Source organism: Mycobacterium sp. DL440 (assembly GCF_011745145.1).
GTDB lineage: Bacteria > Actinomycetota > Actinomycetes > Mycobacteriales > Mycobacteriaceae > Mycobacterium.
Genome location: NZ_CP050191.1, coordinates 2,895,448 through 2,908,452, shown reverse-complemented (window position 1 = coordinate 2,908,452; position 13,005 = coordinate 2,895,448). Strand labels below are relative to the sequence as shown.

The window sequence follows — 13,005 nt, the reverse complement described above, 5'->3', positions numbered from 1 at the left end:
CGCTACGCGGCGTGCGTTGCCAAGCCGGACCGTTGGAAAGTTCCGGCCGGGACGAACCGCTCCAGTAAGGCGTCGGCAGGTTCGCCGGAGAACTCGGTGATCAGCTGCTTGGCAGCCGCCACGGAGCGGAGCGATTCGATGGGCCTCGGATCATCAAGCAGGCCATAGAGTTTCGAGGCGAATCGGGGGCTTCCCTGCGCCGCCGCGAAGAACAGGTTGCCGTACTCGGACAGCGCCGGATCGGACAGGAACAAGCGGGTCACCAGTTGTGCGGCCCGTGCCCGGTCGACATAGAAATCCTCGAATGCGTTGCGCAGCCAGGCCTCGTCGAACGGTCCATTGTGTGCGACTGCCCTGCGTACCAGGGCCGCGGCCTGCAGCAGCCCACCCTGGGCGCCCTGGCCGGCGATCGGATCGTAGGTGACTGCGGTATCGCCCAGGGCGGCCACCGGATGGCCGTTCGCGGTACGGCCAACCCCGGCCCGTACCACCTGAGTGACCGCACCCTTGAGCCATGAGTGCGGATCGGCCTCGAGGGTCTTGAGCTCACCGACCTCTGGCAGGTCCCAATCGATGTAGTCACGGTGCAACGCGGTGACGATGTCGAGCGCGGATTGCGCGTCCTCGGCGCCGGCGAAGCGGCGCTCCCACTCGCTGCCAGGTCGGGCCCAGCCCAGAAACGCCCAGGTCGGCCCGGCATCCTTGTGCAGGTACCCACCCCACCACGCCTCGCCCTGATCGGAAACCACCGTCAAGGCGCTGTGGCGTCCACCGGCGCTGCTGCGATGGGCGAAAACCTCAGGCCCGTAAGGTAACCCGGCCAGCGTCACGGTCAACAAGCTGCGTTGGGGCCGGTCATAGGCGGAGCGCTCGGCATCGACAGGAAACAGAGCGGACAACCCGCCGCGCCCGGTGGCAATCAACGTCAGGTCGACACCCGCGGCGATCCCGTCCAGTCGCACCGGATCGACGGCTTCGACCACGAACCGCCCACCTCGCTGCTGGAACAGCGTGAGCCGATCGTGGGCCTTCAGTCGGGTGTCCACTGCCACCCCGACGAACCCGTCGAAGTCGACATCGAAGGCAATCGCTTCCGACCGGTCCGGGCCGGAGCCGTCGACCACGCGAACACTTTCACCGGTCGACGTCGGGGCGGTGGCCAGATAGGTGTTGAGCCCCAGCGACTCCTCGGCCCGCTGCGCCTCCCCGAAGATCAGGGCAGTGCCGGTGGCCGCAACATCGTCGCGCAGGCTGCGCTGGTCCCGGTCGCTGTACAGGGTGACCTCAAAGCCGTTGTCCAACAGCCCGAGAGCTGCGGTCACACCGGTCTGTCCGGCGCCGATCACTGCCGCGGTGCGCCCATCCGAACTCGTCATGGGTGCCACTATGGGCGCGCCGCGGACTGCCGGTAAGGAACTGGCTCAGCGTGATCGCAACCTGGTGTCAGTGCCCGCGGGCGACCCATTCGTCGTAGTGGACGATCTCGTCGCCGATGGTGGTGGTGTCGCCGTGGCCGGTGTAGACGACGGTCTCTCCGGGCAGCAGGCCCAGTCGCTTCGAGATCGAGTCGAGGATTGTCGGGAAGTCGGAGTAGGACCGTCCGGTGGCGCCCGGCCCGCCCTGGAACAGGGTGTCGCCGGAGACCACGGCGTTCAGCTCGGGGATCGACCAGCAGACCGACCCGGGGGAGTGCCCCGGGGTGTGCAGGGCATGCAGTTCGATGCCGCCGGCGCGCAGGACGAAATCGTCCGGAACACTGTGAAATTCAGCGTCGGGGTGGACGGCTCGCCACAACATCTCATCGGCCGGGTGCAGGAACACCGGGGCGTCGAGCGCCTTGCCTAGTTCGGGCGCGACGGTGATGTGGTCGTTGTGGCCGTGGGTGCAGATGACCGCGACGACGTTGCGCCCGCCCACGGCCTCGATGATCGGGGCGGCGGTGTGGGCCGCGTCGAACACCACGACATCTTTGTCGTCACCGACCAGCCAGATGTTGTTGTCGACATCCCAGCTGCCGCCGTCGAGTTCGAACTTGCCGCTGGTCACCACCCGCTGGATCTCTCCCGGTCCGGTCACTTCAGCACCACCACGGACCGCAGCACCTCACCGGAGTGCATCTTGTGGAACGCATCCTCGATGGCGTCCAGTCCGATGCGCTCGGAGACGAACTTCTCCAACGGCAGCCGACCCTGCAGGTAGAGCGAGATCAGGGTGGGGAAGTCGCGCTCGGGCAGGCAGTCGCCGTACCAGGACGATTTCAAAGATCCACCGCGGGAGAAGAAGTCGACCAACGGCATCTCAAGGGTCATGTCGGGGGTGGGGACACCGACCAGCACCACGGTGCCGGCCAGGTCGCGCGCGTAGAACGCCTGCTTCCAGGTTTCCGGCCTTCCGACCGCGTCGATCACGACGTCGGCGCCGAAGCCGTCGGTGAGATCCTGGATGGTCGTGACCGCGTCGAGCTCACGGGCGTTGATCGTGTGGGTGGCCCCGAAATCGCGGGCCCAGTCCAGCTTCTTGTTGTCGGTGTCGACGGCGATGATCTTCTTCGCCCCGACGAGGGCGGCACCGGCGATCGCGGCATCACCCACACCGCCGCAGCCGATCACGGCGACCGTGTCGTCACGGGTCACAGCGCCGGTGTTGATCGCCGCGCCGAGGCCGGCCATCACCCCGCAGCCCAGCAGGCCGGCCACCGCCGGGTCGGCCGCCGAATCGACCTTGGTGCACTGACCTTCGTGGACCAGGGTCTTGTCGGCAAAGGCGCCGATGCCCAGAGCTGGGGTCAGTTCGGTGCCGTCGGTCAGCGTCATCTTCTGGGCGGCGTTGTGGGTGTCGAAGCACAAATGGGGGCGACCGCGCTTGCAGGCGCGGCATTCACCGCACACTGCGCGCCAGTTCAGGATCACGAAGTCGCCGGGTTCGACGTGGGTGATACCCTCGCCGACCGACTCGACCGTGCCCGCGGCCTCATGCCCCAACAGGAACGGGTATTCGTCGTTGATGCCGCCCTCACGGTAGGTCAGGTCGGTGTGGCATACCCCGCAGGCGATGATGTCGACCACCACCTCGCCGGGACCCGGATCGGGGATGACGATGTCGACCAATTCGACCGGCTGCTTCTTACTCCGAGAAATCACACCACGCACTGTCTGAGGCATGCCTATAACTTAATGCAAACCGGACAGGTGTCCAATTACTGGCGGGATCCCGTCGTCCGCTGAATCTCGGCCCGGCGGTGCAGCTGCGCGTTACGGTGGGTTGTGGTCGACGATCGAACCCAACTGCTGGTGGTCGCACGCTCGGCATATCGGCGAAATGACTGGCGTGCCAGCTACGAATCCTTCAGCCGTGTCGACGGGGTGCAGGCCCTCGACACCGACGATCTTGCCGTATACGCCGCCGCGGCCTGGCGTCAGGGGCACGGCCGCGAATCCGTGCGGATCAACGAACAGGTGCACACGCGCCTGCTGCGCACCGACCCGGTGCAGGCGGCGATGAAGGCCGCCGAACTCGGCCTGGCCTGGTTGGCCCGTGGGCACGTGGCGCCGGCCGCTAATTGGGGGCAACGAGCGCAGGTACTGCTCGACGGCGTCCCGGAGACCACCGCGCACGGCTACCTGGCATACCTGCTCGCCGTCACGGCCGCCGACGCCGGCGATCACACGCAATTCGATACCGTGACACGGCAGTTGGCCGCCATCGCGGAGAACTTGAATGACGCGGCCCTGGTCACACTGGCGCAGACGCTGGCCGGCACGGCTGCGGTCGCCGCCGGCGACCCTGCCGGGTACCGCGTCCTCGATCAGGTGCTGCTTCCGGTGCTCGACGAACCGCTGCCAGTGGAATGGGCAGCAGACGTGTACCGCCGCGCGTTGAACCTGGTGCACCGCCGGGGCGCCGGTGATCGGGTGTCGTCCTGGACACAGTCGATGCAGCGGTGGTGTGAAGCCACGGAACCGGAATCCACTGAGTCGGCCTACCGCGCGGTCTTGGATGTGCATCGGCTCTCGGCAGTCACCGACGGCGATCCGGGGGAGTTGGTTCGGCGGGTGGTCGGGCTGCGGCGCCTGGTCGCCGAGGTGGATGCGGTGGCGGCCGGCATGGTCGAGGAATTGCTTTCGCGGAGCCTGGGGACCGCCCGATAGATTTGGCGACGATGAGTGTCGCCGAAGTCCTCCGTGTAATCGATACCTGGCCCGTCGACTCGGCGGCGGCTGCGGTGGTCGGCCCGTCCGGGGTGTTGGCCGATCACGGCGACACGAGCAAGCCCTTCACGTTGGCCTCGGTGACCAAACCGCTCGTGGCGAGGGCCGTACACATCGCGATCGAAGAGGGCGCGGTCGAACTCGACACCCAAGCCGGCCCGCCGGGTTCGACGATCCGCCACCTGTTGGCGCACGCGTCGGGGGTGTCCATGCGTTCGGCCGAGGTGCTGGCGCGTCCCGGACAGCGTCGGATCTACTCGAACTACGGATTCGAACTGTTGGCCCGCGCCGTCGAGGAGGCCGCCGGCATCGAGTTCGGCAGCTATCTGACCGAGGCGGTGTTCGAGCCGTTGCAGATGTCGGCGTCCACGCTGTTGGGCGGAACGCAGGCGGCCGGGTTCGGCGGTGTGTCGACCGTCGCCGACCTCGCGGTGTTCGCCGCCGAGTTGCTTCGGCCGGCGCTGGTGTCACAGGAACTGCACGACGACGCGGTGACGGTGCAGTTTCCCGGGCTCGACGGGGTGTTGCCGGGGTTCGGGGTGCAACGCCCCAATGACTGGGGACTGGGGTTCGAGCTCCGGGACGGCAAATCTCCGCACTGGACGGGCTCGGCTAACTCTGCGCGCACGTTCGGGCATTTCGGTCAGTCGGGGACGTTTCTGTGGGTCGATCCGGCCGCTGACCTGGCCTTGGTGGTGCTCACCGACCGCGACTTCGGGGACTGGACCTACCCGCTATGGCCGGCAATATCTGATGGTGTCCTGAGAGAAAGCGGGACAGACTAGCGCAACACTGGCCACACAGGGCACAATAGACACGCGCGGCACACACAACTGCATGCTCGATCGGAATACCAGGCCGTTGGGGAAGACGTCCCTCGTATCCGAAGGAGTAGCAGATGCGTGCGTCGAACCAGTTCGCCGACGCGGCGACAGGCGTGGTGTATGTCCATGCCTCACCCGCGGCGGTTTGCCCACATGTTGAGTGGGCGTTGTCGTCGACCCTGTCGGCGCGGGCCAACCTGAAGTGGACCCCGCAAGCGGCCATGCCCGGCCAGTTGCGCGCGGTGACCAACTGGGTTGGGCCCGTCGGCACCGGGGCGCAGTTGGCCAATGCCCTGCGTTCCTGGTCAGTGCTGCGCTTCGAGGTGACCGAGGATCCCAGCGCCGGAGTGGACGGACACCGCTGGTGCCACACCCCCCACCTCGGTCTGTGGAGCGGCGCGATGAGTGCCAACGGCGACGTGATGGTCGGCGAGATGCGGCTGCGGTCCCTGATGGCCGGCGGTGCCGACATGTTGGCCGCCGAACTCGACACCGTGCTGGGTACCGCGTGGGACGAGTCCCTAGAGCCCTACCGCAACGGCGGTGACGGCGCCGAGGTGTCGTGGCTGAATCGGGGCGTGGGGTAGCTCGTCAGCTACGCGTCCAGAGGCAGTAGCCGCTGAGCTTCGCTGTGAACATGTGGTCGCTGACCTCGAAGGTCAGCGATTGGCCCGGTCCGGCGCTGAACGTCTCGGGCTCCGACGTCTTGCCGGCACCCAGGACGTCGACAACCTCGACGCTGCACCGTGCCTCGGCGGTCTCTGGGATCGCCAACCAGGTACCCGCCGCTGCTTCCGGATTCCGCCGGCCCTGTCCGTGCAGGATCAATTGGGGCCCGGTGGTCAGCCAGCGGTCCGACGACGGATAGGGACCACCGAATGCCTGCCAGATCACGCCATCGCACATCAGCAGGCGCCGGTTGTTGCCGAGTTGTCCTGGGTCGGCCGGAGTCAGTGCGCCGGCGAGGCTTTCGGTGCACGACGCGTCCGGTTGCGGTGCCGTGGTGTCGGCGGGACCGGGTGGTGCCGGCTCCGGATCGGCGTGCGCGCACGCAGTGGTGCTGAGCGCGGCAGCCGCGATGAGGGCCGCCGCAATCGACGCGAACACCCGGTACATGGCCTACACCGACACCGTCTTCATCGATGACAGGTCGGTGCGCATCAGCCGGACGTTGTAGTCGTCCCAGTAGGACAAGTTGTAATACAGGTATTGCGAGTTGTCCTGCACCACATTGCCGTTGGCATCGACGGTGTTGAAGTAGTCGGTGCCCGACATCGGATGGACCATGGGTGCGTACATGCCGGTGTTGGTCGACAGGTTGTTGTTCACCAGGGCCGTGGTATCCGACCATTGACCTTGCGGCGAATCCGACACCCGCATCACCACGTTGTTACCGCCGTCGGTGTAGAGCACGATGTACTTGCCCAGATACTCGTTGTACTGCACCGACATCTCGCTGACATTGCCGCCCGTGGGCAGACCGCCGACCCAGATGCCGTTCGCGATCTTGGTGAACAACCCGAAGGTGAAGAAGTCCGCGACCCGGTACACGGTCGGCAGGAAATCGGTACTGCTGGAGCCGAACACGGGAGCGGCGGCCGACGGGTCACCGGTCACCCACTTCCCGGCACCGCTGGAATCCTCACCCGACCAGTACTCGTAGGCATCCAGGTTGGTGATCTGATCCTTTTGCACCCGGGCCACGTAGGCCGAACCCTGCCGGCCCGAAGGTGTTCCGTACACATAGACGTACGGGTCGGTCGGGTCGTCCGACATCACCAGCGCGTTCTGCTGGAAATGCTCGTCACCGGGGACATAGGCTGGGCCCGCGCGGAACCAGCCGGAGGACCGCACGGTGTCACTGTCGACGGTCCAGGTCTTGCCGCCGTCATCGGAGTAGGCGATCCCCGAGTAGTTCGTGGTCCAGCTGCCCGGGTTGTCCCAGGTGCGGATCGACATCACCGTGGCGTACTGCCGGTAGCCGCCGTCGGCGTCAGGGTTTTCGATCGCGATCGCCGACGTCGGGATCATCGTGTAGGTCTGGCCGAACAGTCCGTTGAGGCCGCCCGGATCGTAGATGATCTGCGAAGCGCCGGCGGCCGACCCCCCGGTGCCATACCACTGATGAACCCCGTTGGGGTCGCCGGGAAACTGCGCCCCGGCATTGATCACGGCATCGCTGAACTGCAGGCCGTTGGACAGATCGGTGTCGGCGGTGCGGAACAACACGTTGTTGCGCCAGTCGCCGGCCATCCCCGGCTCACTGTAGGTATCGCCGAACAAGGCGTAGATGATCGGTTTTCCGGTCACGGGGTCGGTGTAACCGCTGTTCCACATGATGCCCAGGTCTGTGCCCGCGACGAACCAGTGGTCGGTGACGCCGGGGCCGGTGACCCACCCGAGCTTGTCGGTGAAATTCGCCAAGGATGATGGGACCTGGGGTTTGGGCGTCAGGTCATCGGTCTGCACCGCCGCGTTGGGGGTGGCCGCCATCGGCTGGATCTCACCCTCGGCCACCACCGAAGCGGCAGCGTTGGCCGACATCACGCGCGACCCGACCGGATTGATCGTCCGCTCGACTTCCCTTCGCGTCCACGCCATCATGGCCCACAATGCGGGGGACTGGCCGGGTGCGCCCGGGCTGGTACCCGCGCCGAACGGTGACAACCCCGCGACGCTCAACAATGCCGAGACGACCGGCGCTGCGGTGACCACCTTCGGTCCGGTGATCGGCGTCGCCGGGACGACGGACTTCTCCGGTACGACGTCGGGGATGTCGAACGTGGTGGACCCGGTGCGCAGCGTGGAGACGACGTCGCGACCGCGCTGGTCGATGTCCTCGGCGGTATCCCGCATCCGGACGACCACGGTGTTGGGCCGCTGCGCGCGCCGCAGATCCGGCGCAGTGGTCGCGGCTTCCGGGACGATCCGGGCGGTATCGGTCTTCTGTCCGACGTCGGCCTTGCTGCCGGTATCGGGGGTATTGGTCAATGTGCCCCGAATCTTGCTCCGGGCCTTGGTTGTCCGGTTCGGCAGCGGGGCACGTGCGGAATCCAGCCGGTTCTGTGTCCGCTTGATCGCGTCGCCGACGTCATTCAGTCCGGACTCGACGTCCTTGCGCATCCGCTCGCCGATCTTCGACAGCGTGCCGGACGGAGTGGTGACCGGCTTCTTGGTGTTCGACGGTTTGCCCAGGTTTTTCTTGGACGCCGAGCTCGAGGTGGAGCTGTCGGCGCTTCCCGCCGCTGATTTGCCAGGATCGCCGGACCCGCCTTCGGCCCAGGCGATTCCGCTCCCGGAAGTCAAGGCTGTGCCGATGCCGAGAGCAACGGCGAGTGCGCCGACGCGGCCGATGTATTTGGTCGATTCCATGACGCTCCGTACCAGTCCACTCCACTCAAACCCCGGCCCGAACGAAACGTACCGTGTGCGGTTCACGGTGTCGGGCAAACACGCCGAATCCCCGAAAGTGGCTGAACTGCGAACGCTCGCCGTCACCTGAGCCGCACGCGTTCCCGGCGTTTCTGCCGTTCTGCCGGAGAGCCGTGAGGCCCGCGACTGCATGGTCGAGTTCATTCAGCGGTGATCTTGCGAGGAACGCCGGTCGTTACGGCTGGGAGGAATCGCATCCTGATCGTGGTGTCGGCGCGTAGCGTTGGCACCACGGACTAATTGGGTCGTTTTTGTTTTTCGATGTAGTCCTTGACCACTGACAGTGGTGCGCCGCCGCAGGATCCGGCGAATTATGACGGCGACCAGAAGTGTTGGCCCCACAAGTATTTGCGAATATGGCCTGGGAACTCTTGGCATAGATGTCGAGCAGAGACACCTTTGAGGCTGTTGACCCGTCGTGAGAGCGCGACCTTGGGTGGGTACTGCACGAGCAGGTGCACATGGTCGGTTTCTGCGTTGAACTCGCGAAGCTCGGCGCCGAAGTCGGCGCAGACCTCGGCCATGATCTGTTCGCAGCGGCCCAAGATCTCGCCGGTGAACGGACCGCGACGATACGTGGGTGTGAAGACCAAATGGGCGTGAAGGTGGTAGACCACCGATCTGCCCCTGCGAACATCGGGATCTGGTTCTCACCGTGGTGACACAGACCATCGTTGGATTGTGGCGAACCAGCGGTGTCGGTGGCCACGGTTAGGGTGCGGGTATGAAGCAGGTGGTGCAGGTTCGACTGGAGGCCGATGCCGGCCAGTTGGATGTGCTGATCCGCACCCTGAACGTGTGCAACCAGACGGCGAATTTGGTGTCGAGCATCGCGCATCGTGAGCGGGTGTTTCGCGGGCGGGATCTGCGGGCGATCACCTACGCCCAAGCCCGCGAGCACGCCGGGTTGGGCGCCCAGGTCGCCCAATCGTGCATCCGCAAGGTCGCCGACTCCTACACCGCCCTGCGGACCAATCTTCGGGCTGGTCGGTACGGCCCGCCGGGCAGTGCCCGGCGAAAGAAGGTGCAAACCACTGCGATCCGGTTCCGCGCGTTGGCTGCCCAACCGTTCGACGACCGGTGTCTGTCCTGGAACCATGACGCCGACACCGACACCGGTGGGACGGTGTCGATCTGGACCGTGGACGGCAGGCTGAAGAACCTGCGATTTGTCGGTGAACCGGCGCAGATCGCCCTGCTACGCGCGCATCGCAGCGGGGAAACTGATCTGGTGATCCGCCGCCGCCGCCGCCGACGGCGCGGTAGCGGTCCACTGGTGGGGTATCTGATCGCCACCGTTGATCTGCCCGAACTGCCGGTACGCGACGGTGAACATCTCAACGCCGCAGTCGGCTGGATCGGGGTGGACCTAGGGATCGAGAACATCGCGGTCACCAGTGACCGGCCCTTAGCGCAGGAGCTGATGAAAACCTACCGCGCGCAAGCGTCTGACGGTGCGGCCGGGCGGGGCAGCGTGAAAGACCGCCGCACCCGCAACCGCGAACTGCGCCACAAACTGCAGAAGAAGAACACCAAGTCGGCGAAACGACTGCTACGCCAACGCGCCCGAAAAGAAGCCCGTTTCGCCGCGGATGTGAATCACCAGATTTCGAAGAGGATCGTGGCCGAGGCTGAACGCACCGGACGCGGAATCGCGGTCGAAGAACTGACCGGGATCCGCGAACGGGTACGGCTGCGCAAGCCCCAACGCGCCACCCACTCCAGCTGGGCCTTCGCTCAACTCGGGGCGTTCCTCACCTACAAAGCAGCCCGCGCGGGTGTGCCGATCATCCAAGTGGACCCGGCCTACACCAGCCAGCGCTGCACCGCGTGTGGCCATACCGACAGACGCAACCGGACCAGCCAGGCCCGGTTCGTGTGTCGAGACTGCGGATACATTGCAGAACACGCAGACATCCTCGGAGCCGACAACATCGCGCACCGAGCACCAACCACCTGGGCCCAGTCAACGGCCCCCAGCGCGGCGTGAAGCGAGACAGCCAGTCACGAACAACAGCTGCAAGCCTGGCCATTCATGGCCGGGTAGTTGACGACTGCTTGGGCACCAATAAGCGCAGTGCGCCCGGCACCGCGGACACCGTGACCGGCAACGGGAGGGCGAAATCCCCGTCGGCATAGGCGTTGATGCCGGGACATTCGACATGGATTGTCTTGGCGCGCTTGGTCGTCACCTCGTCGAGGTCGACGTGGGTGCCCTTGAACACCGTGGGGAACAGGCGGACCAGTCTGGTGCGGGACGCCGAGGTGATCATCGTGACGTCGAGCAATCCGTCCGAGTGGTCGGCACCTGGGCAGATCAACATGCCGCCGCCGTAGCTGCGGGTGTTGCCGAATGCCGCCAGAGTGAGGTCGGTGCGGATCTCCGGGCCGTCATCGAACGTGAGACGGAACGGCAGCAGTCGTAGCTTAGAGATCTCGGCGACCATCGCGACGTTGTAGCGCATCCGGCCGTGAGGCCAGCGCATCCGGTTGGTCCGGTCACTCACCAGGGAATCGAAACCCGCGGCCATCACGGTGCCGAACCACTTGACCGCGCCGGAGACATCCTCGATGCGGCCGAGGTCGACAGTCTCGGTGTGGCCGTCGGCGATGACATCGGCTGCGGCCTCGGGATCGCCTGTCGGCAAACGGTATTCGCGGGCATGGTCGTTTCCCGTCCCGGCAGGGACGATACCCAGCGGAACATCACCCTGGGCCAGTGCCTGCAGGGCCAGTGAGATCACCCCGTCGCCACCGACCACGACAAGGGCGTCGGTGCCGCGGTCCAGCGCCTCGCCGACCAGTCGGCGGGCGTGCGCGGCGTCGGTCCCGACGATCGCGCACACGTCGATACCGCGTCGTTGGAGCTGCGCGACGGCCCGCTCGGCCGCATGCGGCGCATTGCCATGTCCCGACATGGGATTGGTCAGGACCGTGACCTGATTCACGGAATCAGCTTGCCCGGGTTGAGGATTCCGGCCGGATCCAGCGTGGCCTTGACGGCGCGCAGTACCTCGGCGCCGAGATCGCCGATCTCCTCACGCATCCACGGGCGGTGGTCCGCGCCGACGGCGTGGTGGTGGGTGATGGTGCCGCCGCCCCGCACCATCGCGTCTGAGGCCGCCGACTTGGCGGCCTGCCATTGCTCGATCGGGTTGCCGCGCTGGGCGGCGACGACCGTGAAGTACAACGACGCACCGGTGGGGTACACATGCGAAATGTGGCACATCACCAGGGCCGGCGTCCCGGATTCGGCGAGCGCGGTGGTCAGCGCTTCGGTGACCGCTGCCTTCAGAGTGGTCAGGTTGGACCACGTGGTGGCGGTCTCCAGCGTCTCGCACAATGCGCCGGCGGCCAGCAGAGAATCGCGCAGATACGGCGCATTGAATCGGCCGTGTTCCCAGGCCAGGGCCGGTGCCTCACCCAGCGAGGTACCGCCGTTGGCTTGCAGGACGGCACGGGTCTCGTCATGGCGACTCTCGGTGTGCGCCGCGGTGCCCTCGAACAACGTGATGGCCAGGCAGCCGCCGGTGATGCTCTGCTCGCCAATGCTTTCCGTGGTGGCCAGGTTCACCCCCGTCTCGACCTCGTCGGACAGTCGGATCACCGTCGGGCCGGTGCCGGTCTGGGTGACGGCCCGCAGCGCCTCGGCGCCAGTGGCGAAATCCGGGAAGGACCAGGCCTCGTAGCGGGTGGTCTCGGGCACCGGATGCACGCGAACCCGGACCCGGGTGATGACGCCGAACACCCCTTCCGAGCCGAGGAGCAGTTGCCGCAGGTCCGGTCCGGCTGCCGAGGCCGGGGCCCGGCCGAGGTCCAGCGTCCCCGCCGGGGTTACCGTGCGCAGGCCGCGGACCATGTCGTCGAAGCGGCCGTACCCGGCCGAATCCTGCCCCGAGGACCGGGTGGCGGCGAACCCGCCGATCGTGGCGAACTGGAAGCTCTGCGGAAAGTGGCCCAGCGAGAAGCCGTGTGCGCCAAGTAATGCCTCGGCCTGTGGGCCGGTGACGCCCGCGCCGAGCTCGGCCTCACCGGTCACCTCGTCGAGGCTGTGTAGCGCGTCGAACCGGCGCAGGTCGAGCGCGACGACCGCGGTGAAATCACCGCGCAGCGGATCGAGGCCGCCCACCACGCTGGTCCCGCCGCCGAACGGGACGACCGCGATCCGGTGTTCGGTGCAGTATCGGAGCACCTCGGCTATTTCGTTCTCGGTACCCGGGAGCAGCACCGCATCAGGCGCATCCTGCACGGCGGAATCGTTGCGGCGCAACAGGTCCAACGTGGACTTGCCACCGGCGCGCAGCAGCCGGGACATGGTGTCGGTACCGCAGTGCGGCGCGCCGACGATGGCGGCGAGTGCCTTCCGATCACCGTCGGGCAGTGTCGACGGCCGCAACTGCACCTGCTCGGGCGTCGGCACTGGCGGCGGCGCGGCATCGATGCCCAGCGCCTGCTGCAGGAGGGCCCGGATTCCGTCGGAGAGCGGTTTGGCTGCCTGCGGGTCGCCCCAGGCATTCCACTTCATCGGAGGCAGAAACTGC

Annotated in this window: 11 protein-coding genes and 1 pseudogene; 4 read left to right on the top strand and 8 right to left on the bottom strand. The window is 66.5% G+C overall.

The window, feature by feature from the left end; all coding sequences use genetic code 11:
- Positions 1-2: 2 nt before the first annotated feature.
- The 3 genes from HBE63_RS14090 to HBE63_RS14080 form a co-directional block, all read right to left on the bottom strand.
- Positions 3-1,376, bottom strand: coding sequence for a styrene monooxygenase/indole monooxygenase family protein (locus HBE63_RS14090; RefSeq protein WP_166905291.1), 1,374 nt, complete (start codon positions 1,374-1,376; stop codon positions 3-5).
- A 67-nt stretch (positions 1,377-1,443) separates the two neighbouring features.
- On the bottom strand, positions 1,444-2,076 hold the full coding sequence (locus HBE63_RS14085) for an MBL fold metallo-hydrolase (protein WP_166905290.1): 633 nt from the start codon (positions 2,074-2,076) through the stop codon (positions 1,444-1,446).
- On the bottom strand, positions 2,073-3,161 hold the full coding sequence (locus tag HBE63_RS14080; protein ID WP_166905289.1) for an S-(hydroxymethyl)mycothiol dehydrogenase: 1,089 nt from the start codon (positions 3,159-3,161) through the stop codon (positions 2,073-2,075). The genes HBE63_RS14085 and HBE63_RS14080 overlap by 4 nt, the downstream gene beginning before the upstream one ends.
- A 102-nt stretch (positions 3,162-3,263) precedes the next feature.
- Here HBE63_RS14080 and HBE63_RS14075 point away from each other — a divergent pair, with 102 nt between their 5' ends.
- The 3 genes from HBE63_RS14075 to HBE63_RS14065 all read left to right on the top strand — a co-directional run bounded on the left by HBE63_RS14075 (position 3,264) and on the right by HBE63_RS14065 (position 5,619).
- A complete protein-coding gene (locus HBE63_RS14075; RefSeq protein ID WP_208301368.1) occupies positions 3,264-4,148 on the top strand; it encodes a chemotaxis protein CheY in 885 nt (294 codons plus the stop codon).
- Between the two features lie 11 nt (positions 4,149-4,159).
- Complete coding sequence (locus tag HBE63_RS14070) at positions 4,160-4,993, top strand: serine hydrolase (RefSeq protein ID WP_166905288.1); 834 nt, start codon at positions 4,160-4,162, stop codon at positions 4,991-4,993.
- 113 nt (positions 4,994-5,106) lie between these two features.
- Positions 5,107-5,619 carry a DUF3145 domain-containing protein gene (locus HBE63_RS14065; RefSeq protein ID WP_166905287.1) on the top strand — a complete coding sequence of 171 codons (513 nt, stop codon included), beginning with the start codon at positions 5,107-5,109 and terminating at the stop codon, positions 5,617-5,619.
- Positions 5,620-5,623: 4 nt separating this feature from the next.
- On the opposite strand, the gene HBE63_RS14060 is transcribed toward HBE63_RS14065, so the two are convergent.
- The 3 genes and pseudogenes from HBE63_RS14060 to tnpA form a co-directional block, all read right to left on the bottom strand.
- Positions 5,624-6,148 (bottom strand): hypothetical protein, encoded by a 525-nt coding sequence (locus HBE63_RS14060; RefSeq protein WP_166905286.1) that lies wholly within the window; start codon positions 6,146-6,148, stop codon positions 5,624-5,626.
- A gap of 3 nt (positions 6,149-6,151) precedes the next feature.
- Positions 6,152-8,404, bottom strand: a complete 2,253-nt coding sequence (locus tag HBE63_RS14055; RefSeq protein WP_243858645.1) for a DUF4185 domain-containing protein — start codon at positions 8,402-8,404, stop codon at positions 6,152-6,154.
- 296 nt (positions 8,405-8,700) lie between these two features.
- A pseudogene (gene tnpA / locus HBE63_RS14050) lies at positions 8,701-9,081 on the bottom strand (IS200/IS605 family transposase).
- A gap of 107 nt (positions 9,082-9,188) precedes the next feature.
- Between tnpA and HBE63_RS14045 the strand changes: the two are divergent.
- Positions 9,189-10,454: an RNA-guided endonuclease TnpB family protein gene (locus HBE63_RS14045; protein WP_166905285.1), complete on the top strand. Its 1,266-nt coding sequence runs from the start codon at positions 9,189-9,191 to the stop codon at positions 10,452-10,454.
- A gap of 43 nt (positions 10,455-10,497) precedes the next feature.
- Here HBE63_RS14045 and HBE63_RS14040 read toward each other — a convergent pair whose 3' ends face one another.
- Together HBE63_RS14040 and HBE63_RS14035 are read right to left on the bottom strand one after the other, a co-directional pair.
- Entirely contained in the window at positions 10,498-11,382 is an 885-nt protein-coding gene (locus HBE63_RS14040) for a diacylglycerol kinase (RefSeq protein ID WP_166909776.1), read from the bottom strand.
- A 26-nt stretch (positions 11,383-11,408) separates the two neighbouring features.
- Entirely contained in the window at positions 11,409-12,989 is a 1,581-nt protein-coding gene (locus tag HBE63_RS14035) for an FAD-binding oxidoreductase (protein WP_208301450.1), read from the bottom strand.
- Positions 12,990-13,005: the final 16 nt, after the last annotated feature.

Coding starts and splice junctions, on each gene's coding strand:
- HBE63_RS14065 (WP_166905287.1), top strand. CDS start 5,107: ATGCGTGCGTCGAACCAGTTCGCCGACGCGGCGACAGGCGTGGTGTAT.
- HBE63_RS14045 (WP_166905285.1), top strand. CDS start 9,189: ATGAAGCAGGTGGTGCAGGTTCGACTGGAGGCCGATGCCGGCCAGTTG.
- HBE63_RS14055 (WP_243858645.1), bottom strand. CDS start 8,404: ATGGAATCGACCAAATACATCGGCCGCGTCGGCGCACTCGCCGTTGCT.
- HBE63_RS14060 (WP_166905286.1), bottom strand. CDS start 6,148: ATGTACCGGGTGTTCGCGTCGATTGCGGCGGCCCTCATCGCGGCTGCC.
- HBE63_RS14035 (WP_208301450.1), bottom strand. CDS start 12,989: ATGAAGTGGAATGCCTGGGGCGACCCGCAGGCAGCCAAACCGCTCTCC.
- HBE63_RS14080 (WP_166905289.1), bottom strand. CDS start 3,161: ATGCCTCAGACAGTGCGTGGTGTGATTTCTCGGAGTAAGAAGCAGCCG.
- HBE63_RS14090 (WP_166905291.1), bottom strand. CDS start 1,376: ATGACGAGTTCGGATGGGCGCACCGCGGCAGTGATCGGCGCCGGACAG.
- HBE63_RS14040 (WP_166909776.1), bottom strand. CDS start 11,382: ATGTCGGGACATGGCAATGCGCCGCATGCGGCCGAGCGGGCCGTCGCG.
- HBE63_RS14070 (WP_166905288.1), top strand. CDS start 4,160: ATGAGTGTCGCCGAAGTCCTCCGTGTAATCGATACCTGGCCCGTCGAC.